The following is a 24,372-nucleotide window of genomic DNA, read 5'->3' as shown; positions in this document are numbered from 1 at the left end:
GAGACCCGTCATGCCACGAGCCGCCGTTTCACGCCGCACCGCTCTCCGCGGCCTCGGGGTGTCGATGGCCCTGCCCTGGATGGAGTCGCTCGCCGCCCGGGCCGAGGCGGCGGCCACCCCCCCGCTGCGCCTCGCGGTGCTGTTTTCCGGCAACGGCTACCACTCCCGCGAGTGGTGGGCGGAGGGGAGCGGCGCCGGGATGAAGCTCGGGCGCGTCCTCGAACCGCTCGAGCCGTTCCGCGAGAAGCTCCTGTTCGTCAAGGGGCTGTACCACGAGCAAGCGCGGAAGGGAAACATCCACTCCTCGCAGACCGGCAACATCCTCTCCGGGGCGCCGCTGGCCAGCGGCGGCGACATCCGCTCCGGTACGAGCTTCGACCAGCTCGTGGCCGCGGCCCACGGCCGCGCGACGAAAGTCCCGAGCCTCGTCCTCGGCTGCGAGAAGGCCAACCCCTCGGTCCACAAGAACTACTCGATGCTCTACAGCTCGCACATCTCGTGGAGCTCACCGACGACACCGACACCGCTCGAGCTGTTTCCCGCGCTGGCCTTCGACCGGCTCTTCACGGAGGGATCGCAGCGCGGCGACGAGAGCGTGCTCGACGCGGTCCTCGAGGACGCCGGCGACCTGCGCCGGCGGATCGGCACGGCCGACCGCCGGAAGCTCGACGAATACCTCGACAGCGTCCGCGACGTCGAGAGCCGGATCGCCGGCGCCGGGACACGTGGCGAGCTGCAGGGGTGGAGGCCGGCGCTCGCCGCCCCCGACCGGCCGCGGCCGGCCGACGGCATCCCCCAGGACGTCGCCGAGCACATGCGGCTGATGTGCGACATCCTCGTCCTCGCCTTCCAGACCGACACCACGCGCGTCGTGACCCTCAAGCTCAACAACGACCACTCGGCGCTCCGCTTCCCCAACCTCCCGCGCGTCGACAACCCCGCCCAGGGGATCGACTACATGATCCACCACCTCCTCTCCCACTCCGACGGCGACGACTGGCTGCGCGTCAACCAGTTCTTCCTCGAGCAGATGGCCCACGTCGCCCGCCGCCTCGACGCGATCGAGGAAGGGGAGCGCACGCTCCTCGACAACTCGATGGTCATGCTCTGCTCGAGCATGATGGCCGGGGCCAAACACGACAACGACCAGCTCCCCGTCGTCCTCCTCGGCCGCGCCGGCGGCCGGCTCGAGAGCGGGCGGGTGCTCGACTACACGGGCAAGCCCGAGAGGCAATTGTGCCGGTTGTTCCTCTCGATGATGGACAAGCTCGACGTCCGCCCCGGCACGTTCGGCGACGCCACGGCGCCGCTCGCCGAAGTCTGACCGGCCGGCGCGGCATCACCACCGCTGCGAGTGTCACACCCTGCCACGGCGACGCTTGCAGGACCGCAAGACCGCTGCCGCGGCGCGCCCTGCCCGCACCCGGTCGCCGGGGTATGATTTTTCCGGCGTCCGCACCCGTCCGGCCCCGCTTCCGAGGTGCCCCATGCTGTCCCCTGCCCAAGTCGCCGAAAACTACTTCCTCGAGTCGCGCCACCAGCTCCTCGAGATCGCCGCCTACCTCGACCGCTACGACGCCGCCGTCGCCCGCAGTGGCGCCGGCAACGGCGCCCTGACGGCGTCGGAGCGCAGGCTCGACCTGATCCGCAAGGCGCTGGCGCTGGTCGCCGAGGAGCGCCCGCAGCGCGAGCGGACCGTGGCCCTCCTCGAGCTGTTCGCCTCGGTCTGACCGCCCCCTCCGCCGCCGGCCGATTCCCCGAGGACCCTCACGATGCAGATCATCCAGCCCCACTACCACGCCATCGCCCGCACGGCGCAGGACTACGAGCGGATGGCGATGAGCGGCGTCGTCGCAGTCGCCGAGCCCGCCTTCTGGGCCGGCTTCGACCGGCTCTACCCCGAGACGTTCATCGACTACTTCCGGCAGATCTCGGAGTTCGAGCCGACGCGCGCGGCACAGTACGGGATCCGCCACTTCTGCTGGGTGGCGGTCAATCCCAAGGAGGCCGAGAACCCCGGCCTGACCCGCGACGTGCTCCGGCACTTCCCCGAGTTCTTCGCCAAGCCGACGGTCCTCGGCGTCGGCGAGACCGGCCTCCACAAATCGACGAAGAACGAGATCGAGTCGCTCCAGGCCCACGTCGAGATGGCGATGAAGCACGGCCAGCTCGTCCTCATCCACACCCCGCACCTCGCCGACAAGGCCCACGGCACGAAGACCGTCCTCGAGGTCCTCGCCGGGATGGACGTCGATCCGGAGCGGATCTGGATCGACCACGTCGAGGAGCAGACGATCAAGCCCTGCCTCGACGCCGGCTACTGGGTGGGGTTCACGCTCTATCCGATCACGAAGTGCTCGCCGAAGCGTGCCGTCGACATGCTGGAGAAGTACGGCCGCGAGCGGATCCTCGTCAATTCGTCGGCCGACTGGGGCCCGAGCGATCCGTTCACGCTCCAGGAGTGCATCCTCGAGCTGCGGCGCCGCGGCCACTCGCTCCAGGATGCGATCGAGATCTTCCACAACAACCCCTGCCGGTTCCTCGGGCAGAATCCGAAGTTCGACATCCAGCCGATCCGGGTGGAGGTCGCCGATGTCGCCCACGCCTGAGGCGCGGGCCGACGCCGTGGACCACGCCACCGCCGCGACGAGCCTGGCACTGCTCCGCCAGTTGCGGTTCTGCGCCGGCCATCGGCTGTGGCGCCACGAGAGCAAGTGCGCCTACCTCCACGGCCACAACTACCGCGTCGACGTCGAGGTCGTGGCGGCGGCGGGCGCGGCGGCGGTCGATCCGGTCGGCCGGATCGTCGACTTCTCGCTCATCAAGCGGCGCCTCCTCGGCTGGCTTGACGACCACTGGGACCACGCCTTCATCCTCTTCGTCGACGACGCCGAGGCGATCGCCGCCGTCCGGCTCTCGACACCGTCGAAGCTGTTCCTCCTCCCCTGGAATCCCACCGCCGAGAACATGGCCCGCTACCTCCTCGAGGTGGTCTGCCCCGCGGTCCTCGCCGACCTCGGCGTCATTGCCCGCGAGGTCCGCGTGTGGGAGTCGGAGGAGTCGTGCGCGATCGCCTCCCGCACCGGCTCGCCGCCGGCGCCCCCAGTGCCCCCCGGCACGGCCGAAGTCGTCGATCGCCGCTGACGAAAGGCCCCTCCGATGCACCATCCAGGACTCGGCTCCTTCCCCGCCACGCGCATGCGGCGCAACCGCCAGCATCCCTGGCTCCGCGCCATCGTCGCCGAGACAGTGCTCACGCCGGCCGACCTCCTCTGGCCGATGTTCGTCCACGACCACGACGCCGCCGCGCCGATCGCGGCGATGCCCGGCGTGGAGCGACTGCCGATCGACGGCATCGTCCGCGCCGCGGCCGAGGCGGCCCGGCTCGGGATCCCGGCGATCGCCCTGTTTCCCGCCACCGATCCGGCGCGCAAGACCGTCGACGGATCCCACGCCGTCGATCCGGAGAATCTCGTCTGCCGCACCGTGCGCGCCGTGCGCCGCGAGACCGGCGACGCCGTCGGGATCATCTGCGACGTCGCCCTCGATCCTTACACGACCCATGGCCACGACGGCCTGCTCGTCGACGGCCGGATCGTCAACGACGAGACGGTGGCGGTGCTGTGCCGGCAGTCACTCGTCCTCGCCGAGGCCGGCTGCCATGTCGTCGCCCCCAGCGACATGATGGACGGCCGTGTCGGCGCGATCCGCACCGCCCTCGACGCCGCCGGCCGCCACGACGTCGGGATCCTCTCCTACGCCGCCAAGTACGCCTCGGCCTTCTACGGCCCGTTCCGCGACGCGGTCGGCAGCAACGCCTCGCTCGGCACCGCGGCCAAGCTCGGCGTCAGCGACAAGAAGACCTACCAGATGGACACGGCCAACACGCTCGAGAGCCTGCGCGAGGTGGCCCTCGACGTCGCCGAGGGGGCCGACATGGTGATGGTCAAACCGGCCGGGACGGCACTCGACATCATCCACCGGGTGAAGACGACGTTCGGGATGCCGACGCTCGCCTACCAGGTGAGTGGCGAATACGCGATGATCCGCGCCGCCGCCGCCAACGGCTGGCTCGATGGCGACAAGGCCGCCGCCGAGAGCGTGCTGGTGATCAAGCGGGCTGGCGCCGATGCCGTCCTCACCTACTTCGCGCCCGTGCTCGCGCGGGCGCTGGCGGCCCGCGGCTGACTTCCCTCAACCCTTCGGACGGAAGGCGACGAGCCTTTCCGGGCGGGTCTCGAGGCGCGGGGGCGCGGGGGCGCCGGTGTGGATCAGATCGATGCAGTAGGGGATCGCGGGAAAGACCGCTTCGAGGCACTCGCGGATGCTCCGCGGCCGGCCCGGCAGATTCACCACCAGCGCCCCGCCACAGACGCCGGCGGTCTGCCGCGAGAGGATCGCTGTCGGCACCTTGTCGAGCGACACTTTCCGCATCAGCTCGCCGAAGCCCGGCAGGAGCTTGGTGCACACCCGCTCGGTCGCCTCCGGCGTGACGTCGCGCGGCGCCGGGCCGGTGCCGCCGGTGGTCACGATCAGGCAGCAGCCGGCGTCGGCCAGCGCCCGAATCGTGGCCGCGATCGAATCGATGTCGTCGGGCACGACGCGCTCGAGTGGCTCCCACGGCGAGGCGAGCACCTCGGCCAGGTAGGCACGGATCGCCGGGCCCCCTTCGTCGGCATACTCGCCGCGGCTGGCCCGGTCGGAGACGGTGAGGATGCCGATGCGCGCCGGAGAAGCGTTCATGGTGCGATGAGCAGGGCGGCGATGCCGACGAGGGATCGCAGGACCGGGCGGCGGCGCCCCGAGGCACGACGACCTGAGGATACACTCGGCAGGATGAACGCCACCCCGTTCCTCGGTGCGCTCCTCGACGGACTTTCCGCAGAGAAGCTCGAGACCGTGCTCATCGGCAATGCCGCCGCGGCACTGCTCGGAGCACCGGTGACGACGCTCGATTTCGACTTCATGTTTCGTGACACCGTGGCGAACCTGGTGAAGCTCAAGCGGATCGCCAAGCGCCTCGACGCCGTGATCCTCCGGCCGTTCTATCCGGTCTCGCGGCTCTACCGGCTTTCAGCCGACTCCAGCGGGCTGCAGGCCGACTTCATGCCGGTGATCCATGGCGTCCGGTCGTTCGAGTCGCTCCGCAGCCGGGCCGTCGCGATCGAGATCGACGGTCGCAAGACGCTCGTGGCAGCCCTCGACGACATCATCGCGAGCAAGCGGGCGGCCGGGCGGGATCGGGATCTGGCGGTCCTGCCGATCCTCGAGCGGACGGCAGCGCTGCTCCGCGGGCAAGCGCCCGCCGTCGCCCCGGCGACCGAGACCACAAAACCCCCGGGAGGCCGCCGTGGCCGCGCGAAAAAACAAGATCGCTGATCGGGGAACCCGCACGTCGCGGTCGGCCGCCGCGGCGCGCGACCGGCGCGCCCGGGGTGTGCTGGCCGCCGAAACCGACCGCCAGCTCGACGACCTCATCCTCCGCAGGCTCGCGCTACCGGTCGAAGCGCGGATGAACTTCCTCCGCCGCCGCCTCCCCGGCGGCGGCAGCAGCCTTTAGCAGACCGTGGCCAAAGTGATCCGCCGCTGGATGCGACGGCAGACACCCCGAAAAAGCCCCGGCTTTTCTCGGGGTGTCCGAAGTGGAAAAAGGTCGTGGATGACTTTTTCCACGGACAGTCAACGGCCACCTGATCACGGCGGGAGATCGCTGGACGGAAACCTTACCGCCCGGCGCCACGGTGCACGATGCGCCTGTCGCCCGTCGCTCGGCTGACCTCGGCCCGCAGATTCATCTCGCGATCGCGCGGGCGACGTCTTGGGGAAGCTTTGCCTCGAGCGCCGGATGGGCCTCTACGAGCCGGGCGATGTCGGCGAGGTTTTTGATCGACTTGCTCGGTCGCCGTTCCGGCGTGCGCCAGGCCTTGATCTTCCCGGCGAGCGTGTCATCGAGCGCGGCCACGCGGAGCAGAATGCCGTGGATGTCGGCCGCCATCGACCGGGCCGGAAAGTCCCGATAAAACTCCTCGGTGCTGAGCTGCAGGCTGACCTGCGAGCGGCCGCGGAAATTGACCGACCAGGCGTGCCGCTCAGCCGTGAAGCCGACGGATTCGAGGGCCGCCACCGCCCGTTCGATCTCGTCCAAGGCGACCACGAAATCGACGTCACGGGTGACCATCGGCTCGGCCGCCCAGTGGTTGACCGCAATCCCGCCGATGGCGCACCAGTGCATCTCGGCGCGTTCGAGAGCATCGACCATCCGCATCACGTCGTCGGCACCGCCCGCGGTTTGCCAGTCGTAGAATTGTCGGCCGGTCATGATCCACTGCGATCTGCGGTCTTCGGGAACAGAAAAGTCGGTTGTACCTGCGCTGAATCGTGACGGTCGAAAGAGGCGACCCTGTCGCGCGGTGGCAGCGGCCTAACCATCCGTAATCGTCCCGCGAAACTGCTTGACCAGCGCCGTCTCACCTTGCTCGAAGCGGCGCGCGAGGAGCGCGTCGATCATCGCGACGGAGAGGCCGGGCAGGCCGAGGCTCGAGTCGAGCGGCCGGTAGGCGGCCCCTGCCAGCGCGAGCATCGCGAGCCGGCTGCCGTCATGCCGCCAGACCTCCGGCACCCCCATCGCGGCGAACAGCTTCAGCTTGGCGATCGCCGAGGAGGTGATCTCGACTTCGATCACCAGATCGGATGGCGGGTCGATCAGCAGATCGACCTCTTCCTTGGGACGGATCAGGTCGGCATGGGCGATGTAGTACGACTCGTCGGGCTCGAATGCCCGGTCGAGGTCCGGCCGCTTGAACGTGGTCGAGGCGCAACTGAGGATCTCGATGCCGCGGACTTCGGAGTAGGTCTCCACGATCCGGCCGATCAGGCGGCCGATGCCTTCATGCTGGCGGCGGGGCGTCATGAGCTCGAGCACTCCTTGGTCGAAGGTCATCCGCGGAACGCTGCCGGAGCGGCCTTCGGCGAGCTCGAGAAACGTCTCCCAGCGGACGTTCTCGAGCACGGTGCGGGTTTCGGCGGCTGCAATCCACGGCATCGGAGGACTCTCCTTGGAAAGCCATGACGGGGAAGTCGCGACGGACACGCGGGGGGCCACGTCCGCGATCACCGGGGCTCGATGGCCGCACGGGCCACAGGGCACGTGAACAGAATACCAGGTACGCCGTTCAAATCAATCGCGCAGCGTGGGTGCTGTCGCACTGCGGCCGGCGCTGGGCGGGAGATCTATACTGCACCCGTCATGAGCACCATCGACACTCCCGCCGCGACGCCCGCCCCGGCTGCTGCCGTGCCGCCGCGCGGTGCCGTAACGCTGGCGATGTACGACAGGATGATCGCCGCCGGGGTGTTCGAGCCACGGCAGGAGCATCCGCTCGAGCTCGTCGATGGAGTGCTCCAGATGATGTCGCCGATCGGGGACCGGCATGCCGACGCCGTTGCCTGGCTCACGCGCTGGAGCATGACGGCGGTCGATTCCTCCCGGATCCTCGTGTGGGTGCAAAACCCGATCGCGATCCCCGCATCGGAGAGCGCCCCGCAGCCCGATCTCGCTTGGGTGACGCTGCGGCGCTACACCGACCGCCGGCCGCTCCCCGGCGAGGTGATGCTCGTCGTCGAGGTCGCCGACACGAGCCTCGACTACGACACGACGACCAAGGCCGCTCTCTACGCCGCGGCCGGAATCGGGGAATACTGGGTGATCGACCTGGTCGCCCGTGCGGTGATCGTGTTTCGCGATCCCGTCGCGGGGCGCTACGACACCCGCACCACGTACAGGGCCGGCAGGCCCCTGCACCCCGTGGCCTGCCCCGATGCAACGCTCGAGCCGGCGGAGCTGTTCGTCGACTGACCGGCGGCGTCAGCCGGCGCTGGCCGCCAGGTCGACGCGGTACAGCTGCAGCGGCTCCCCGTGACGCGCACCGCGACCGCCAGCGAGACAACGCGTTCGTTGGCCGTCTCACGCTGGCGGCGCAGCCGTTCGAAGTCGTCGGGGGCGGGGCCGGTGCCATTCCTCCGAGCCTCCTCCCGCCGCGTCAGATCGCGCCGCGGGCGTCCAGCAGGGCGACGAGGGCGTCGGCGCACTTGGCCACCGGCCAGTGGTGCGTGGGGAGGACGAGGTCGGGATCCGCAGGGGGCTCCCACGGGGCCGATACTCCCGGGAATCCGCCCAGCTCGCCGGCGTCGGCGCGGGCGTAGTGGCCGTCGGTGTCGCGCTGGCGGCAGACGTCGAGCGGGGCAGAGAGGTGGATGACCAGGCAGCGCTCGCGGCCGATCCGCTCCACCGCCTTCTGCCGGACCGACTCCTCGGGGGCGACGAACGCGGCGATGCAGATCAGCCCGGCGTCGTTGAACAGCCGGGCGATCTCGGCGCCGCGGCGGAGGTTCTCGCTGCGTTCCTCGGCCGAGAAGCCGAGATCGCGGCTGATCCCGAGGCGCAGTGCCTGCCCGTCGATCACCCCCACGGCGCGCCCCGCCTCGAACAGCCGCCGTTCGAGCGCCGTGGCCAGCGTGGTCTTGCCCGAGCCGGTGAGGCCGGTGAGGAGGAGCGTGACGGGCTTCTGGCCGTAGCGCGCCTCGCGTTCGGCGGTCGTGACGGTGCTTTCGATCCCCTGGAGGTGGTCGGCCGCGGCGTCGTCCCAGTGGGCCGCGCCGCGTCCCTCCTCCGGCTCGCGGTCGAGGATCATGCCGGCGCCGACCGTGGCGTTGGTGAGCCGGTCGATCATGATGAACCCGCCGGTGGCCCGGTTGCGGCGGTAGGCGTCGAAGGCGATCGGCTCGGTGAGCGCGACGGCACAGCGCCCGATCTCGTTGAGCGCCAGAACGGGCGCCGCCTCACGGTGGAGCGTGTTGACGTCGACGCGGTAGCGGAGGGTGGCCACGGAGCCGGTCGTGACCTTCGTCGTCTGCTTGAACAGGTACTGCTTCCCCGGCACGAGCGGCTCGTCGGCCATCCACACCACCATCGCGTCGAAGCGCTTGTCGACCTTCGGCTGGTTGCCGGGACGGACGAGCATGTCGCCGCGGCTCGAGTCGATCTCGTCCTCGAGCGTGAGCGTCACGCTCTGCGGCGCGAACGCCTCGTCGAGCGTGCCGTCGAAGGTGACGATCGACTTGACGCGGCTCTTCCGCCGCGACGGCAGCGACATCACCTCGTCGCCGGTGCGGATGATCCCCGAGGCGATCGCCCCGGAGAAGCCGCGGAAGTCGAGGTTCGGGCGGAGGACGAGCTGGACGGGGAAGCGGAAGTCCTCGAGGTTGCGGTCGGAGCCGATGTACGTCGTCTCGAGGAGCGTCATCAGCGGGCTGCCGGTGTACCACGGCATGTTCGCGCTGTTGGCGACGACGTTGTCCCCCTCGAGCGCCGAGATCGGCAGGAAGTGGACGTCGGGGAGCTCGAGCCGGGCGGCGAACGCCTGGTAGTCGGCGCGAATCCGCTCGAACACCCCCTCGTCCCAGCCGACGATGTCCATCTTGTTGACGGCGACGACGACGTGGCGGATCCCGAGGAGCGAGACGATGAAGCTGTGGCGCTTGGTCTGGGTGAGGATCCCGTGGCGGGCGTCGACGAGGATGATCGCCAGGTCGGCGGTCGAGGCCCCGGTCGCCATGTTGCGGGTGTACTGCTCGTGGCCGGGGGTGTCGGCGATGATGAACTTGCGCTTGTCGGTGGAGAAGTAACGGTAGGCGACGTCGATCGTGATCCCCTGCTGGCGCTCGTCCTCGAGGCCGTCGGTGAACAGCGCCAGATCGACCTCGCCGCCGGTCGTGCCGTAGCGCGAGGAATCCTTGCGGATCGCGGCCAGCTGATCCTCGTAGATCATCTTCGATTCGTAGAACAGCCGGCCGATGAGCGTGCTCTTGCCGTCGTCGACGCTGCCGCAGGTGATGAACCGGAGCAGCTCCTTGCGCTCGTGCTGCGCGAGGTAGGCGTCGATGTCGGTGGCGATCAGCGCAGACTGGTGTGACATGGTCAGAAGTACCCTTCGCGCTTCTTCTTTTCCATGCTGCCGGCCTCGTCGGTGTCGATCAGCCGCCCCTGCCGCTCCGAGAACGTCGTCAGGAGCATCTCCTGGATGATCTCGGGGAGCGTGGTGGCGCTCGAGTCGACCGCGCCGGAGAGCGGGTAGCAGCCGAGCGTGCGGAAGCGCACGCGGCGCTGCTCGGGCCGCTCGCCGGGTTTCAGCGGCAGCCGGTCGTCGTCGACCATGATCATCACCCCGTCGCGCCACACGATCGGCCGCTCGGCGGCGAAGTACAGGGGGACGATCGGGATCTTCTCGAGGTGGATGTACTGCCAGACGTCGAGCTCGGTCCAATTGGAGAGGGGGAAGACGCGGATGCTCTCCCCTTTGCGGAGCTTGGTGTTGTAGAGGTTCCACAGCTCGGGGCGCTGGTTCTTCGGGTCCCAGCGGTGGTGCTCGTCGCGGAACGAGAACACCCGCTCCTTGGCCCGGCTCTTCTCCTCGTCGCGCCGCGCCCCACCGAACGCGGCGTCGAAGCGGTGCTTGTCGAGGGCCTGGCGGAGGGCCTGCGTTTTCATCACGTCGGTGTGGACCTTGCTGCCGTGGGTGATCGGATTGACCCCCTGGCGGCGCCCCTCCTCGTTGACGTGGACGATCAGCTCGAGGCCGAGCTGTTTGGCGACGTACTCGTCGCGGAGCCGGTACATGTCGCGGAACTTCCACGTCGTGTCGATGTGCATCAACGGGAACGGCGGCTTGGCCGGGTGGAAGGCCTTCTCGGCGAGCCGGAGCATGACCGCCGAGTCCTTGCCGATCGAGTACAGCATCACCGGGTTGGCGAACTCGGCCGCAACCTCACGGATGATGTGGATGCTCTCGGCCTCGAGGAGCCGGAGGTGGGTGAGGTTGTAGGTCGTCATCGAGTGCCTGAGGTCGGCGATCCACCCTCGGGGAGGGGGACGGGGACGCTGGGTTTCCAATTCGGCCTACGGTAGGCGATCGGTGGCGTTTCGGACACTCGACCTGGACTGACTTGTCAGGTTTCGTTCAGCGCGGCAGCGGTTTCGGGAAGCGCGGCGCGAAAAAGTCGGATGTGATGCCATAAACATGGTGGTGGTATAAAGTTGCGTACATTTTACAACGGCCGTTTCCAGCCCGTCTTTGCGATCCTGTCCGGACTGGGGGATACTTGACGGTCCGTTCGATTCGTGGATCCCGCCTGCGGAGGAGTTGGCCCATGCCAGAGCCGCTGCGTCGCTGCGCCCTGCTCGCGATCGGACTGGTGGTTTCGGCAACGGCCGTCGGCCGCGCCGACGGCCCAGGCCAGACCCCACCTGCGGGGGTGTCGGTCCTCGATATCTCGACCGGTGGCTCCGACGGCTCGGCCGTCACGATCGTCGGCACCGAGGGGCGGCGGCAGCTCGTCGTCACGGCGCTGGCCGCGCCGGGCGGGGCCCCCGTCCGCGACGTGACCGGCGCCGTCTCCTACGCCGTCGAGCCTGCGGGGCTGGCCACCGTGTCGCCACGCGGGATGGTCGTCCCCGCCGCCGACGGCCGCGGCGAGATCGTCGTCCACCTCGAAGGCTGTGCCGACGCCCGCGTGCCCCTCGTCGTCGAACGGTTCGGCGCCGACCCGCCGCTCGACCTCGCCGTCGACGTCGTCCCGGTGTTCACCAAACACGGCTGCAACGGCGGCGGCTGCCACGGCAAGAGCGGCGGCCAAAACGGCTTCCGCCTGTCGCTGCTCGGTTTCGAGCCGGCCGAGGACCACGAGCACCTCGTCAAGGAAGCCCGCGGCCGGCGCGTGTCGCTGGTCGCCCCGGAGGAGAGTCTGCTCCTCGCCAAGGCCACGGCACTGGTCCCGCACGGCGGCGGCCGCCTCATCGAGACCGGTTCGCCGAGCGAGCGGACGATCGCCCGCTGGATCGCCGAGGGGGCCCGCCCCGCCGATCCCGCCGCCCGCAAGGTGACCGGGATCGAGGTCTTCCCGACCGCGCGGATCCTCCTCCCGGGCCAAACCCAGCAGGTCCGGGTGATGGCGCTGTATTCAGACGGCTCGCGCGAGGACGTGACGAGCATGGCGCAGTACGAGGTCAACGCCCCGGACCTGGCCAGCGTCGACAGCGCCGGATTGGTCAGCGCCACGCCGCGGGGCGAGGGGGCTCCGCGCAGCGGCAGCGTCGGCCTGATGATCCGCTACCAGAGCCAGGTGGCGGTGTTCCGCGGCACGATCCCGATGGAGTCGCCCGCCGAGCGGATGCCGGCGCCGGAGGCGTTCGCGAAGAACTTCGTCGACGGCCACGTCCTCGACTACCTCCGTCTCCTCGGCCTGCCGCCGTCGGCGCCGTGCGACGACGCCACCTTCCTCCGCCGCGTCACCGTCGACGTCGCCGGCCGGCTGCCCACCGTCGCCGAGACAGACGCCTTCCTCGCCGATGCCGACCCCGCCAAGCGGGCCAAGGCGATCGACCGGCTCCTCGACAGCCCCGACTACGCCGACACGTTCGCCAACAAGTGGGCGGCGATCCTCCGCAACAAGCGCACCGACGACACCCTCCACCGCCGCGGCAGCTACGCGTTCCACGCCTGGATCCGGCAGAGCCTGCTCGACAACAAGCCGTTCGACCAATTCGTCCGCGAGATCCTCACCGCCTCCGGCGAGGTCGGCACCAACCCGGCGGTGGTCTGGTTCCGCCAGGTCGCCGAGGCCAACCAGCAGGTCGAGGACGCGTCGCAACTGTTCCTCGGGCTGCGGCTGCAGTGCGCCCGCTGCCACCACCACCCGTTCGAGAAGTGGAGCACCGAGGACTACTACCAGCTCGCCGCCTTCTTCTCGCGCGTCGGCCGTAAGAAGGGGGCCCAGCCGGGCGAGGACCGGATCTTCCACGCCCGCGGCATGCCGCAGGCCGCCGGCCCGAAGGGCACCCACAAGGCGGTGGCGCTGGGCGCCGAGCCGGCCGAGATCCCCGCCGACACCGATCCGCGGGCGGCGCTGGCGGAGTGGATGACCGCCGCCGACAACCCGTTCTTCGCCCGGTCGGCCGTCAACCGCTACTGGAAGCACTTCTTCTCGCGCGGGCTGGTCGAGCCGGAGGACGACATGCGGCTCACCAACCCGCCGACCAACCCCGCGCTGCTCGACGCCCTGGCGGCCGATTTCGTCGCCCACGGCTACGACCTCAAGCACCTCGTGCGGACGATCTGCAACTCGGCCACCTACCAGCTCTCGGCCGAGCCCAACGAGTTCAACGCCGAGGACCGGCAGGCCTTCTCGCGGTTCTACCCGCGGCGACTCTCCGCGGAGACGGCGCTCGACGCCATCGACAGCCTCTCCGGCAAGTCGACGGCGTTCGGCGGCACGCTCGCCGGCACGCGCGCGGTGCAGCTCCCCGACCCCAACTTCAACAATTACTTCCTCACCGTCTTCGGCCGGCCCAACGGCGACAGCGCCTGCGAGTGCGAGCGGGTCAGCGAGGCGAATCTCGCCCAGAGCATCCACCTCATCAACTCCGCCGACATCCTCGGCAAGGTCGGCGGTGCCGACGGCCGGGCGGGCAAGCTCGCCACCGACGCCGGCCGCGATGACGCGGCGAAGATCGCCGAGCTCTACCGGGTGGCGTTCTCGCGGGCGCCGACGGCGGAGGAACGGGCCCTGGTCGAGCAGTACCTCGCGGCCCACGCCGACAACCGTCCGGCGGCCTTCGAGGACGTGATCTGGTCGCTGCTCAACACCAAGGAGTTCCTCTTCAACCACTAGTCCGGCGGGCGGGGCGGCCGGTCCCGGAAACCGGGCCGGCGGCAGGGCCGGGGCGGTGGCCGGGAATCGCGTCATGCAACGCCTCACGCTGCGCGGGCCGTCGGGCGCCGGCTGCGATCGAAGGGCCGGCCCGCCGTCGCCGCGGCGGCTGGCCGCCGTCCTGGCGCTGGCCGCGATCGCCGCGGTCCCGGCCGTCGCCGAACTGCCCCAGCCCCTGCTGACCGCGATCCATCCGGCCGGGGGCCAGCGCGGCACCGAGGTGACGGTGACGATCGCCGGCCCCGACCTCGACGACGTGCGGGGGCTGCTGTTCTCCCATCCCGGGATCATCGCCCGTCCGGTCCTGGCCGAGCCGACCGAGTTCGATCCCGAACCGCGGCCGGTGCCCGGCAAGCTCGTGGTCGCGATCGCCGCCGACGTGCCGCCGGGGATCTACGACGCCGCTGCGGTGGCCAGGTTCGGCGTCAGCAACGTCCGCGCCTTCGCCGTCTCGGCGACGCCGCAGGTCGTCAAGGAAAAGGACTGCGACAGTGCCGCGGCGGCGCTCGCGGTGCCGGCCGACGGCGCCGTCGCCGCCCGGACGACGGCCGCCAAGGCCGACCATTACGCGCTGGAGCTGGCGGCCGGGCAGCGGATCCACCTCGAGGTCTGGTGCCGGCGACTCGACTCGCGGATGGTGCCGGTGCTTTCGCTGGTCGATCCGTCGGGGCGCGAGATCGCCGTCGCCCGCGGCACGCGCCAGGACGATCCGTTCATCGACGTCGCCGTGCCGGCCGCCGGCCGCCATGTCGTCCGCGTCCACGACCTGTTCGCCTCCGGCGGCGACGAGACCTTCTACCGCCTCGTCTGCTCGACCGGCCCGTGGGTCGACTTCGTCTTCCCCCCCGCGGGGCGCGCCGGCGAGACGACGCGCGTCGAGGTCTTCGGCAAGGGGCTCCCGGGGGGCAGCCCGGCGCTCATCGAAGGGGGCAACGAGGGGCTCGAGCAGGTCGTCGTCGACGCCCGGATGGGCGCACCGGCCGCGGGCGCGACCGCGCGGTTCGCCTGGCGCCTGTTCGCGCCGCGCGATGCCGCGGCCCCGCTCGCCGACCTGTCCGGTGGCGTCCTCGACGCCGCGGCGCAGCCGCCGGCGGCGCTGGCGGTCACGGCGCCGGTGATCCGCGAGCACGAGCCCAACGACGACCCCGCCGCGCCGCAGGCGCTCGAGATCCCCGGAGCCGTCGCCGGCCGGTTCCAGCCGCGGCGCGACCGCGACTGGTATTCGTTCACCGCCAAGGCCGGCGACGTCTTCTGGCTCGAGGTCACTTCGGCCCGCTACGGCCTCCCCACCGATCCGGCGCTGCTCGTCGAGAGCCTCTCGACCGACGCCGCCGGCCGGCCGGTGGGGAAGGAGGTCGCCTCCGCCGACGACGGTCCGGCCGAGTTCGCCGGGCCATTGGTCGATCGGCCGAGCGCCGACCCGCTGCTCGAGTTCCGTGCACCGGCCGACGGCACCTACCGGGTGCTCGTCCGCGATCTCGCTGCCGACTCGCACGCGGCACCCCATCATGTCTACGTCCTCGAGGCCCGCCGCCCCACGCCCGACTTCGAGGTCGTCGCCCTGCTCTCGCATCCCAACCGCGCCGACGGCAATCGCCAGCAGCTCGCCGCGGCGAGCCTGCCGATCGGCGGCGCGCTGCCGGTCGACATCCTCGTCGTCCGCCGCGACGGCTTCGGCGGCGACGTCGTGATCGAGGCCGAGGGGCTCCCCGCCGGCGTCAGCGCCCCGCCGCTGTCGATCCCCGGGAAGGCCAACCGCGGGACGCTCGTGCTCACCGCCGCCGACGGTACGGCGCCGTTCGCCGGGACCTTCCGGATCACCGGCAAGAGCCGGATCGGCGAGGCTGACGTCGCCCGCACCGCACGGCCGGCGATGCTCCGCTGGAACGTCGACAACCAGAACCAGCCGCAGCTGGTGCGGATGGTGCGCGAAATTCCGCTCGCCGTGATCCCCGACGCGGCGCCGCTGACGGTCACCGAGCAGGACCGCGCCGTCCGCGAGACCGCCCGCGGCGGCAAGCTCTCGGTGCCGCTGGCGCTCGTCCGCCGCCCCGGGGCGAAGGGGGCGGTGTCGCTGACCGCGCCCGGGCTGCCGGGGGAGCTGAAGGTCGTCGAGGTGAAGATCGAGGAGGCGGCGACCGCCGCCACGGCCGAGATCGACGTCGATCCCAAGCTGCCGCCGGGGGAATACCGGATCGTCCTCCGCGGCGTGGCAAAGACGGCGTTCGCGCGCAACCCCGAAGCCGCCGCCCGGCTCAAGGCCGATGCCGAGCGCGTCGCCGGCATCGCCCAGCAGCGGGCCACGGCCACCGAGGGGGCCAAGCAGGCGCTGGCCGCCGCCGAGGCCAAGCTCGCCGAGATCAAGGGGGCGGGCACCGAGCCACCGGCCGATGTCGTCGCCGCCCGCGAAGCCGCCGCCAAGGCGATGGCCGACGCCGAGGCCGCCGCCAAGACCGCCGCCGACGAGAAGGCACGGCGCGAGAAGCTCGCCGCCGACGCCGCCACCGCCGCGGCCCCGAAGGACGTCGACGTGCCGCTGGTCGTGCCCTCGATCGCGCTGGTCGTCCACGAGATGCCGGTCGCGCTCGACGGCCTCGCCGACGAGATCAAGGTCGCGCCGGGGGCGGCCGCCGACCTCGCCGTGCCGATCGCGAGGCGCTACGGCTTCGCCGGCGAGGTCGTCGTCGAACCCTCGACCGCCAAGCCGGTCGCCGGGCTCGCGCTCGCGCCGGTCACCATTCCCGCCGACCAGTCGCAGGGAATCGTCAAGCTCACCGCCGCGGCCGACGCGGCGCCGGGCCGACACGAGCTGGTGCTGACGACGAAGCTGAAATTCAATGACCGCGAGATCACGGCCCGCCGGCCGCTGGCGCTCGTGATCGAGGCGCCGGCACAGCCGTGACGCCCACCCTGTTTCGCAGGAGTTGACCCGATGAACGCCCGTCCGACGCCCGCTGCGCGCGAGGCCTGCCCGAGCGCCCAGGTGGGCTCCCTCCGCGGTCCCCGATCGGCGCCGCCGCTGGCCGGTGTGGGGCTCGTGATCGGCATGGCTTCGAGCCTGGCGGCGCTCGCCGTCGCCGCCGACGGCCTCCCCGTCGCCCCCCCGACGCGCACCGAGCCGGTCGGGTTCGAGGCCGACATCAAGCCGTTCCTCGCCGCCAACTGCACCGCCTGCCACAACGAGAAGATCAAGGAGGGGGGGCTGCGGCTCGACAGCTCCCAGGCACTGGCCGCCGGCGGCGATTCCGGCCCGGCCGTGGTCCCCGGCAAGGGGCTCGAGAGCCTCGTCTTCCTCCGCGCCGCCCACCGCCAGGACGACCCGATGCCGCCGGCCGACAACAAGGTCGGCGCCAAGCACCTCTCCCCGGAGCAGCTCGGCCTGCTCGCACGGTGGATCGACGAGGGGGCCAAGGCGGGGCCGGCGGCGGCGCGCGGACCGATCGCCTGGAAGCCGATGCCTCTCGGCCAGGGGGGCGTTCTCGCCGCGGCACTGTCGGCCGACGGACGCGTCACGGCGGCGGCGCGCGGCGGGCGCGTCAGCCTGTTCGACACCGCCACCGGCCGGCTCCTCGGGGCCCTCGAGGATCCGACGCTCGTCAGCAACGGTGGCCCCGCCGGCGTCGCCCACCTCGACACCATCGGGGCGCTGGCGATCTCCCCGACCGACGACCGGATCGCCTCCGGCAGCTTCCGCACCGTGAAGCTGTGGCGCCGCGAGCGCCCCGGCCACGTGACGTTCGCCGATTCGCAGCAGGCCACCGCCGTCGCGATCGCGCCGGTCGGGGGCCTGATCGCCATCGGCCGTGCTGACGGGCAGATCGCCCTCGCCGATGGCGCCAGCGCCGCGGCGCGGCGGACGATCCAGCCCCATGCCTCCCCGGTCACCGGCGTGGCGTTCTCGGCCGATGGCTCGCTCGTCATCTCCTCGTCGCGCGACACCTCGATCGCCGTCAGCGCCGCCGCCGACGGCACGCTCGTCGGCCGGCTCAAGCGCCCGGGCGAGGTGATGGCGCTGGCGCGCGTGGCCGACGACCGGATCGCGGCGGCCGACGCCGACGGCGTGATCCGCATCTGGCAGCTTCCCCTGCCCCCCCCCGACGCCGATCCCGCCGCGGCCCCGGCGCCGCTCAAGGAGCTTCCCGCCGGCGGCCAGCCAGTCACCGTGCTTTCGCCGTTGGCCACACCTCCGGGCCATCTGCTCTCCGCCGGGGCCGACGGCACGCTGCGCTTGTGGAACATCGACGGCGCGAGCGTCGTCCGCCAGATGGCCCACGGCGGGCCGGTCAGCGGCTTCGCGGTTCGCCCCGACGGCGCCCGGGCGGCGACCGTGGGCACCGTCCCCGGCGTGAAGCTCTGGGATCTGACGAACGGCCAGCCCGCCGGCGAATGGAAGGGGGACCACCGCCTCGTCGAGCGCCTCCGCGCCGCCGACGTCGATCTGGCCGTCCGCAAGCAGGACGTGGAGTACGGCAAGGCGCGGGTCACCGAGGCCGAGAAGGGGATCGAGGCGGCCGCCGCCGAGACGAAGCAGTCGGGCGAGAAGCTCGCCGCGGCCGAGAAGACGATGGGGGAGAAGCAGGAGGCGGCCAAGGGAACGCTTGCCGCCAAGGACGAGGCCGACAAGGCGGTCGTCGTCGCCACCACCGCCGTCGCCCAGGCCACCGAGGCGCAGGCCGCCTCCGTCAAGGCGCAGGCCGCGGCGGCCGCGGCGGTCGAGACGGCCACCGCCAGTGCCAACGCGTTCGCCGCCGTCGCCGCCAGCAGTGCCGGTGACGCCGCCGCCGCCGAGACGCTCAAGACGTTCCAGTCGGTGGCCGCCGGCGCCACCGCCGCGAAGGCCGCCGCCGACCAGGCCGTGGCCCAGGCCGCCCAGCAGATCGAGCGTTCCAAGGCGAAGGTCGACGAGATGACCAAGAAGGCCGCCGAGGCGGCCAAGGCGGCGACCGCGGCGACCGAGGCGGTCAAGCAGGCCGAGACGGCGCTGGCCAGCGCCAAGCGCGCCGTCGACTTTGCCGGCCAGCAGGCGAAGCGCGCCGACGAGACACTGCCGGTGCGGAAAACGGAACTGGCCGAGACGGAAGCCCGCACCACCGTCGCGGAGCAGGCGCGCGGCACGCTCGACGCGGCGCGGACCGCCGCCGAGAAGCCGCTCGCCGGCGTCGCCTGGTCGCCCGACGGGGCGTGGCTGGTCGCCCTCGGGGCCGACGGCGTGGCCGTCCTCCTCTCCGGAGCCGACGGCCAGCCGCGCGATGCCTGGGAGTGTGGCGGCGAAGGGGGGCGGGGCACGATCGCGTTTTTCGATCCGGCGCGCGTCGTCATCGGCGGCGGGGCGGCTCCCGCGGCCGCCTGGGCCTGCGTGCCGCGCTGGGTCCACGAGCGCACGATCGGCGGCGAGACGCTGCCGCCGGTGAGCGAAGAGACTGCGGGCACGCCGCCGGTCGACGTCGTCACGGCACTGGCCTTCTCCCCCGATGGGGCGCTCCTGGCCAGCGGCGGTGGGAGGCCGAGCCGGTCCGGCGAGATCAAGCTCTGGACCGTCGGCGACGGCGCCCTGGCCCGCGAGCTCACCAGTCCCCACTCCGACACGGTGGTGGCCCTCGAGTTCTCGCGCGCCGGCGACCTGCTCGCCTCCGGCGGGACCGACCGGTTCGTGAAGGTCCACGCCGTCGCCGACGGCAAGCACATGAAGAGCTTCGAGGGGCACACCGGCCACGTCCTCGGCGTCGCCTGGCAGGCCCACGGCCGGCGGCTGGCCAGCGCCGGCGCCGACAACTCGCTCAAGGTCTGGGACGTCGTCTCCGGCGAGCAGCAGCGGACGATCGCGGGGCTCAAGAAGGAGGCGACGGCGGTCCGCTTCCTGCCGCCGGGCGAGGAGGTGGCCGCCGCCTCCGGGGATCCGACGGTGCGGATCTACAACGCCGGCAACGGCGGAACGGTGCGGAACTTCGACGGCGTCGGCGACTTCGTCCAGGTCCTCGCCGCGGCCCCGGGCTGGCTCGCCGCCGGCTGCCAGGACGGCAAGCTGCGGATCTGGTCGGCGGGCGACGGCAAGATCGTCCACACGCTCGAGCCGTCTCCCGCCGCGCCGTGACGCGGCCGGACGTCAGACCAGCTCGGCGATCGGGTCGCGCTCGACGAGGTACTGCGGCCGCCCCGTCTGGTCGGTGATCGTGACCTCGTGGGTCCGGAACCCGAGGGCGTGGTAGAGCGTGGCGACGATCTCCTGGACGTGCACCGGCCGTTCGGTGGCATGTTCGCCGAAGCGGTTGGTGGCACCGATCACCTGGCCGGTGCGGAGGCCGCCGCCGGCGAGGAGCGCACAACTCACCTGCGGCCAGTGGTCGCGACCGGCATCCTTGTTGATCTTCGGCGTCCGCCCGAACTCCCCCCACACGACGACGGCGACGTCGTCGAGCATCCCCCGCGCGGCGAGGTCGTCGAGCAGCGCCGAGAGGCACTGGTCGAGCTTGGCGCCGTGATCGCGCACCAGCGCGAAGTTCTGCCCGTGGCTGTCCCACCGGCCATACGACAGGCTGACCACCCGGACCCCCGCCTCGACGAGGCGCCGGGCGATGAGCAGATGGTCGTTGCAGGTCGGGGCGCCGTCGTACTGGAAGTGGTAGGGCTTGCCGTCGCCGTAGGCGGCGCGGACCGCCGGATCCTCCTTCGAGACGTCGAGGGCGTCGAGGAGCTTGCTGCCGGAGAGGACGTCGAAGGCGCGCTGCGAGAAGGCGTCCATCCCGGCGATCGTGCCGGAGGCGTCGGCCTCACGGCGGAGGCGGTCGACCGAGGCGAGCAGCCGGCGGCGGTCGCCGAGGCGCTCGAGCGACAGGTCCTTGAGCGTCATGTTGTCGCGGTCGGGGCCGTCGGGCTTGAACGGGCCGTAGGCGGGGCCGAGGAACCCGGGCGTGCCCGAGTCGGACCACGGCCGGTGGGAGGTCTTCTCCGCCAGGCCGACAAACGGCGGCACCGAGGGATCGACCGGCCCGACGAGCCGGGCGACGGCCGAGCCGAGTGAGGGCCGGCCACCGAGCGTGCGGAGGTTCGCCTCCGGCCATCCGGTGTTGGTCTGGTAGGCGGCGTGGGCCCCCTCGCAGCCGACGACCGAGCGGATGATCGCCAGCTTGTCGGCGCGGGCCGCGAGGCGCGGAAAGACCTCGCAGATCTGGATCCCGGGGACGTTGGTGGCGATCGGGGCGAGCTCGCCGCGGATCTCGCTCGGGGCATCGGGCTTGAGGTCGAACATGTCCTGGTGCGGCGGACCGCCGCCGAGGAACACGTTGATCACCGCCTTGTGGCTGTTTCCCGACGGGCCCGGGTTCTGCGCCGCCTGGGCGCGGAGGACGCCGGCGAGCGACAGCCCGCCGGTGCCGAACGACAGCCCACCGATGGCGAGGAAGTCGCGCCGGCGGACGCCGTCGCAGAACCGACCACCACCGCCGCGGATCATGAGCATGGCGAGGCCTCCGGAAGCGGCGCCGAACCGTTCTGAAAATGTACTCCCCGCACTCGCCCGGTGCCGCATGCAGCGGCCAGTCGCCGGTCGCTTTCGGTCCGATCCCTCGTGGAGCAAACGACTTGGAGCCGACGGGCGAGGTCGGCGTCGCTCCCTGCTCGGGCGTGGAATCCACTCCACGTTGCTGTCGGCCGCCCCCACCGGCCGACTGAACCAGCGGGGGACCGCGGTCGTGCCCGCTCTGTGGCCGGTGTAAAGTAAAGACGTTCTGTCCCCCAAACCCCGTCTCGGGAGGGGTCTTCGATGCTGTCGCTCGTCGACGATTCGGCCCGCCGCGGCCAGCGGCTGTGCGACGGCATCCGCCGGCGCGACCTGCTCCGCATCGGCACGCTGTCGGTCGGCGGACTGTCGCTTCGCGACGTCCTGGCCGCCGAGGCGGCCAGCGGCCGGCGGTCGCACACCGCGGTGATCATGATCTACATGTGCGGGGCGCCGGCGCACCAGGACATGTACGACCTGAAGATGGAAGCGCCGGCGGAGATCCGCGGCGAGTTCCGGCCGATCCCGACCAACGTGCCGGGGATCGAGATCTGCGAGCACATGCCCCGGCTCGCGGCGATCATGGACAAGTGCGTGCCGCTGCGGAGCGTGTACGGCTCCCCCGACGGCAACCACGACTCGTTCATCTGCTACACAGGCCGCCCCCTCCGCAACCAGCCCTCGGGCGGCTGGCCGAGCATCGGATCGGTGGCGTCACGGCTGCTCGGGCCGGTCGACCGCGCCGTGCCGCCGTTCGTCGGCCTGTCCCCCGACGCCGGGCATCCTCCCTACGGCTCGCCGGGGCTGCCGGGCTTCCTCGGCGTGTCGCACGCCGCGTTCCGCCCCAACGGTCCGGCGAGCACCGACATGGTTCTCCGCGGGATGTCGGCCGAGCGCCTCGCCGACCGCCGCGGCCTCCTCGGCACGGTCGACCGCCTCCGCCGCGACCTCGACGCCGGCCGCACGCTCGACGGCATGGACGCCCTGTCGCGGTCGGCGTTCGACATCCTCACCAGCAGCCGGCTGGCCGAGGCCCTCGACGTGTCGCGCGAGCCGGCGCACGTCCGCGAGCGCTACGGCACGGGGGACGCGCAGCGCTTCGGTGACGGCGCGCCGCGGAACCTCGAGCACTTCCTCGTCGCCCGCCGGCTCGTCGAGGCCGGCTGCCGCGTCGTGACGCTCAACTTCGGCCGCTGGGACTTCCACTCCGACACCTTCAACGGCATGAAGAACACCCACCTCCCGCAGTTCGACCAGGGGCTGTCGGCGCTCGTCGAAGACCTCCACGCCCGCGGCCTCGACCGCGACGTGGCCGTGTGCGCATGGGGCGAATTCGGCCGCACGCCGCTGATCAACAAAGACGCCGGTCGCGACCACTGGCCGCAGGTCGGCGGCGCGCTGCTCGCCGGCGGCGGCTTCCGCACCGGGCAGGTGATCGGCGCCACCGACCGCACCGGCAGCGCCATCGCCGACCGGCCGGTCCACTTCTCCGAGGTCCTGGCGACGCTCTACCGCCACCTCGGCATCGACGCCGCCGCCGTTCCCCTCGCCGATCACACCGGCCGGCCGCAGTATCTCCTCGAACGCGCCGTGCCGCTGCCGGAGCTGGCCTGACGGCGCCGCCCGATTCCCTCTGGTTCCCGGAGAACCCGGATGCTCTCGATCGTCGGTGCCCGGTCGCGCGGCGGCTTCTGCGACACCCTGGCGCGGCGGCAATTCCTCCGCATCGGCTCGCTGGCCGGTCTCGGCGGCACGGCGGGGGTGTCGCTGGTCGATCTCGCCCGGGCCGAGGCCGTCGCCGGCACGCGCTCGCACAAGGCGGTGATCATGATCTACCTCCCCGGTGGACCGCCCCACCAGGACCTCGTCGACCTCAAGCCCGACGCCCCGGCCGAGATCCGCGGCGAGTTCCGCCCGATCCCGACCAACGTTCCCGGGATCGAGTTTTCCGAGCTGCTCCCGCGCCTCGCGGGGATGGCCGACAAGCTGGCCGTGATCCGCTCGATCGTCGGCGCCACCGGCGACCACTATTCATTCCAGTGCCTCACCGGCCGCAGCCACCAGCGCCAGCCGGCCGGCGGCTGGCCCGAATTCGGCTCGGTCGTGGCCCGGCTCCGCGGCGCGGCCCACCCGGCGGCGCCCCCCTACGTCGGCCTGTCGCCGCGGATGCAGCACACCCCCTACAACTCCGGCAAGCCGGGGTTCCTCGGCCCCTCGTGCACGCCGTTCCAACCCAACGGCGATGCCCGCGGCGACCTGGTCCTCAACGGACTGTCGCTCGAGCGCCTCGGCGACCGCGCCGGGCTGGTCGCGGCGCTCGACGCGTTCAACCGCTCGGCCGACCGCTCGGGGATGATGGCCGGGATGGACACGTTCCAGCGCCAGGCGTTCGGCGTCCTCACGTCGAGCCGGCTGGCCGAGGCGCTCGACGTGTCGCGCGAGCCGCAGGAAGTCCGCGACCGCTACGGCTACGGCACCGAGAAGCACCAGGGGGACGGCGCCCCGCGGCTGATGCAGCAATTCCTCGCCGCGCGGCGGCTGGTCGAGGCGGGGGTGCGCTGCGTGACGCTGAGCTACAGCTTCTGGGACTACCACGGCAACAACTTCGGCGCCTGCCGGGAAAACGCCCCGCAGCTCGACCAGGGGGTCTCGGCCTTGGTCGAGGATCTCCACTCCCGCGGCCTGGCCGACGACGTCGCCGTGATCGTGTGGGGGGAGTTCGGGCGGACGCCGAAGATCAACAAGGACGCCGGCCGCGACCATTGGCCGCAGGTGACCTGCGCCCTGTTGGCCGGTGGCGGCCTGCGGACCGGGCAGGTGATCGGCTCGACCGACCGGCAGGCCGCGGAGGTCCGCGACCGGCCGGTGCGCTTCGAGGAGATCCACGCCACGCTCTACCACTGCCTCGGCATCGACCCGCAGGCGACCACGGTCACCGACCTCACCGGCCGACCGCAGTACCTCACCGACCACCACGCGCCGCTGGCGGAATTGGTCTGACGGCGCACCGGTGGCATCTGCGGCGCTGCCGCCGCGACCCTGCTCACGCTTCGGAGAAACTCCATGCGCCGGCTCGGCTGGTCGATCGGGCGCTGGTGGTCGGCGGCCGTGTC

Annotated in this window: 19 protein-coding genes; 13 read left to right on the top strand and 6 right to left on the bottom strand. The window is 71.7% G+C overall.

Annotated elements, in window-relative coordinates; translation table 11 throughout:
• The first annotated feature begins 64 nt into the window (after positions 1–64).
• The 5 genes from FJ309_13550 to hemB all read left to right on the top strand — a co-directional run bounded on the left by FJ309_13550 (position 65) and on the right by hemB (position 4,188).
• On the top strand, positions 65–1,324 hold the full coding sequence (locus FJ309_13550) for a DUF1552 domain-containing protein (protein ID MBM3955617.1): 1,260 nt from the start codon (positions 65–67) through the stop codon (positions 1,322–1,324).
• A gap of 163 nt (positions 1,325–1,487) precedes the next feature.
• Complete coding sequence (locus FJ309_13545) at positions 1,488–1,730, top strand: hypothetical protein (GenBank protein ID MBM3955616.1); 243 nt, start codon at positions 1,488–1,490, stop codon at positions 1,728–1,730.
• Positions 1,731–1,772: 42 nt separating this feature from the next.
• Entirely contained in the window at positions 1,773–2,609 is an 837-nt protein-coding gene (locus FJ309_13540; protein ID MBM3955615.1) for a metal-dependent hydrolase, read from the top strand.
• A complete protein-coding gene (locus tag FJ309_13535; protein MBM3955614.1) occupies positions 2,593–3,144 on the top strand; it encodes a 6-carboxytetrahydropterin synthase in 552 nt (183 codons plus the stop codon). Before FJ309_13540 ends, FJ309_13535 begins: the two co-directional genes overlap by 17 nt.
• Positions 3,145–3,159: 15 nt before the next feature.
• The gene (gene hemB, locus FJ309_13530; GenBank protein ID MBM3955613.1) at positions 3,160–4,188 is read left to right on the top strand and encodes a porphobilinogen synthase; all 1,029 of its coding nucleotides are present in this window, start codon (positions 3,160–3,162) and stop codon (positions 4,186–4,188) included.
• A 6-nt stretch (positions 4,189–4,194) separates the two neighbouring features.
• Here the strand turns inward: hemB and FJ309_13525 are convergent, their stop codons facing one another.
• Entirely contained in the window at positions 4,195–4,743 is a 549-nt protein-coding gene (locus FJ309_13525) for a molybdopterin adenylyltransferase (GenBank protein ID MBM3955612.1), read from the bottom strand.
• A 93-nt stretch (positions 4,744–4,836) separates the two neighbouring features.
• Here FJ309_13525 and FJ309_13520 point away from each other — a divergent pair, with 93 nt between their 5' ends.
• Positions 4,837–5,379, top strand: a complete 543-nt coding sequence (locus FJ309_13520; protein MBM3955611.1) for a hypothetical protein — start codon at positions 4,837–4,839, stop codon at positions 5,377–5,379.
• A complete protein-coding gene (locus tag FJ309_13515) occupies positions 5,351–5,560 on the top strand; it encodes a hypothetical protein (GenBank protein ID MBM3955610.1) in 210 nt (69 codons plus the stop codon). The genes FJ309_13520 and FJ309_13515 overlap by 29 nt, the downstream gene beginning before the upstream one ends.
• A 231-nt stretch (positions 5,561–5,791) precedes the next feature.
• On the opposite strand, the gene FJ309_13510 is transcribed toward FJ309_13515, so the two are convergent.
• The gene (locus tag FJ309_13510) at positions 5,792–6,319 is read right to left on the bottom strand and encodes a hypothetical protein (GenBank protein MBM3955609.1); all 528 of its coding nucleotides are present in this window, start codon (positions 6,317–6,319) and stop codon (positions 5,792–5,794) included.
• A gap of 102 nt (positions 6,320–6,421) precedes the next feature.
• Positions 6,422–7,042, bottom strand: a complete 621-nt coding sequence (locus FJ309_13505; protein MBM3955608.1) for a Uma2 family endonuclease — start codon at positions 7,040–7,042, stop codon at positions 6,422–6,424.
• Positions 7,043–7,123: 81 nt separating this feature from the next.
• Between FJ309_13505 and FJ309_13500 the strand changes: the two genes are divergently transcribed.
• Positions 7,124–7,855, top strand: a complete 732-nt coding sequence (locus FJ309_13500) for a Uma2 family endonuclease (protein ID MBM3955607.1) — start codon at positions 7,124–7,126, stop codon at positions 7,853–7,855.
• Between the two features lie 184 nt (positions 7,856–8,039).
• On the opposite strand, the gene cysN is transcribed toward FJ309_13500, so the two are convergent.
• Both cysN and cysD read right to left on the bottom strand, forming a co-directional pair.
• Positions 8,040–9,974 (bottom strand): sulfate adenylyltransferase subunit CysN, encoded by a 1,935-nt coding sequence (gene cysN, locus FJ309_13495; GenBank protein ID MBM3955606.1) that lies wholly within the window; start codon positions 9,972–9,974, stop codon positions 8,040–8,042.
• Between the two features lie 2 nt (positions 9,975–9,976).
• A complete protein-coding gene (cysD, locus tag FJ309_13490; protein ID MBM3955605.1) occupies positions 9,977–10,888 on the bottom strand; it encodes a sulfate adenylyltransferase subunit CysD in 912 nt (303 codons plus the stop codon).
• Positions 10,889–11,205: 317 nt separating this feature from the next.
• Here cysD and FJ309_13485 point away from each other — a divergent pair, with 317 nt between their 5' ends.
• The 3 genes from FJ309_13485 (at position 11,206) to FJ309_13475 (ending at position 19,855) form a co-directional block, all read left to right on the top strand.
• The gene (locus tag FJ309_13485; protein ID MBM3955604.1) at positions 11,206–13,725 is read left to right on the top strand and encodes a DUF1553 domain-containing protein; all 2,520 of its coding nucleotides are present in this window, start codon (positions 11,206–11,208) and stop codon (positions 13,723–13,725) included.
• 73 nt (positions 13,726–13,798) lie between these two features.
• A complete protein-coding gene (locus FJ309_13480) occupies positions 13,799–16,666 on the top strand; it encodes a hypothetical protein (protein ID MBM3955603.1) in 2,868 nt (955 codons plus the stop codon).
• Positions 16,667–16,696: 30 nt separating this feature from the next.
• The gene (locus FJ309_13475; protein ID MBM3955602.1) at positions 16,697–19,855 is read left to right on the top strand and encodes a hypothetical protein; all 3,159 of its coding nucleotides are present in this window, start codon (positions 16,697–16,699) and stop codon (positions 19,853–19,855) included.
• A 12-nt stretch (positions 19,856–19,867) separates the two neighbouring features.
• On the opposite strand, the gene FJ309_13470 is transcribed toward FJ309_13475, so the two are convergent.
• Entirely contained in the window at positions 19,868–21,220 is a 1,353-nt protein-coding gene (locus tag FJ309_13470) for a DUF1501 domain-containing protein (protein ID MBM3955601.1), read from the bottom strand.
• Between the two features lie 303 nt (positions 21,221–21,523).
• Here FJ309_13470 and FJ309_13465 point away from each other — a divergent pair, with 303 nt between their 5' ends.
• Both FJ309_13465 and FJ309_13460 read left to right on the top strand, forming a co-directional pair.
• Positions 21,524–22,873 carry a DUF1501 domain-containing protein gene (locus FJ309_13465; protein ID MBM3955600.1) on the top strand — a complete coding sequence of 450 codons (1,350 nt, stop codon included), beginning with the start codon at positions 21,524–21,526 and terminating at the stop codon, positions 22,871–22,873.
• Positions 22,874–22,912: 39 nt separating this feature from the next.
• Positions 22,913–24,259, top strand: coding sequence for a DUF1501 domain-containing protein (locus FJ309_13460; protein MBM3955599.1), 1,347 nt, complete (start codon positions 22,913–22,915; stop codon positions 24,257–24,259).
• The last annotated feature ends 113 nt before the right edge of the window (positions 24,260–24,372 follow it).

The organism is Planctomycetota bacterium (genome assembly GCA_016872555.1).
Lineage (GTDB): Bacteria > Planctomycetota > Planctomycetia > Pirellulales > UBA1268 > F1-20-MAGs016.
The sequence above is the reverse complement of the archived record's forward strand: the minus strand, read 5'-3'. Positions and strand labels throughout refer to the sequence as shown.

What these genes read in the sequence shown, in the direction of transcription:
- FJ309_13470 (MBM3955601.1), bottom strand. Translation starts at nt 21,220, where the DNA reads ATGCTCATGATCCGCGGCGGTGGTGGTCGGTTCTGCGACGGCGTCCGC.
- cysD (MBM3955605.1), bottom strand. Translation starts at nt 10,888, where the DNA reads ATGACGACCTACAACCTCACCCACCTCCGGCTCCTCGAGGCCGAGAGC.
- FJ309_13500 (MBM3955607.1), top strand. Translation starts at nt 7,124, where the DNA reads ATGGCCGCACGGGCCACAGGGCACGTGAACAGAATACCAGGTACGCCG.
- FJ309_13540 (MBM3955615.1), top strand. Translation starts at nt 1,773, where the DNA reads ATGCAGATCATCCAGCCCCACTACCACGCCATCGCCCGCACGGCGCAG.
- FJ309_13520 (MBM3955611.1), top strand. Translation starts at nt 4,837, where the DNA reads ATGAACGCCACCCCGTTCCTCGGTGCGCTCCTCGACGGACTTTCCGCA.
- FJ309_13475 (MBM3955602.1), top strand. Translation starts at nt 16,697, where the DNA reads ATGAACGCCCGTCCGACGCCCGCTGCGCGCGAGGCCTGCCCGAGCGCC.
- FJ309_13525 (MBM3955612.1), bottom strand. Translation starts at nt 4,743, where the DNA reads ATGAACGCTTCTCCGGCGCGCATCGGCATCCTCACCGTCTCCGACCGG.
- FJ309_13535 (MBM3955614.1), top strand. Translation starts at nt 2,593, where the DNA reads ATGTCGCCCACGCCTGAGGCGCGGGCCGACGCCGTGGACCACGCCACC.
- FJ309_13545 (MBM3955616.1), top strand. Translation starts at nt 1,488, where the DNA reads ATGCTGTCCCCTGCCCAAGTCGCCGAAAACTACTTCCTCGAGTCGCGC.
- hemB (MBM3955613.1), top strand. Translation starts at nt 3,160, where the DNA reads ATGCACCATCCAGGACTCGGCTCCTTCCCCGCCACGCGCATGCGGCGC.
- FJ309_13510 (MBM3955609.1), bottom strand. Translation starts at nt 6,319, where the DNA reads ATGACCGGCCGACAATTCTACGACTGGCAAACCGCGGGCGGTGCCGAC.
- cysN (MBM3955606.1), bottom strand. Translation starts at nt 9,974, where the DNA reads ATGTCACACCAGTCTGCGCTGATCGCCACCGACATCGACGCCTACCTC.
- FJ309_13505 (MBM3955608.1), bottom strand. Translation starts at nt 7,042, where the DNA reads ATGCCGTGGATTGCAGCCGCCGAAACCCGCACCGTGCTCGAGAACGTC.
- FJ309_13460 (MBM3955599.1), top strand. Translation starts at nt 22,913, where the DNA reads ATGCTCTCGATCGTCGGTGCCCGGTCGCGCGGCGGCTTCTGCGACACC.
- FJ309_13550 (MBM3955617.1), top strand. Translation starts at nt 65, where the DNA reads ATGGCCCTGCCCTGGATGGAGTCGCTCGCCGCCCGGGCCGAGGCGGCG.
- FJ309_13480 (MBM3955603.1), top strand. Translation starts at nt 13,799, where the DNA reads ATGCAACGCCTCACGCTGCGCGGGCCGTCGGGCGCCGGCTGCGATCGA.
- FJ309_13485 (MBM3955604.1), top strand. Translation starts at nt 11,206, where the DNA reads ATGCCAGAGCCGCTGCGTCGCTGCGCCCTGCTCGCGATCGGACTGGTG.
- FJ309_13465 (MBM3955600.1), top strand. Translation starts at nt 21,524, where the DNA reads ATGCTGTCGCTCGTCGACGATTCGGCCCGCCGCGGCCAGCGGCTGTGC.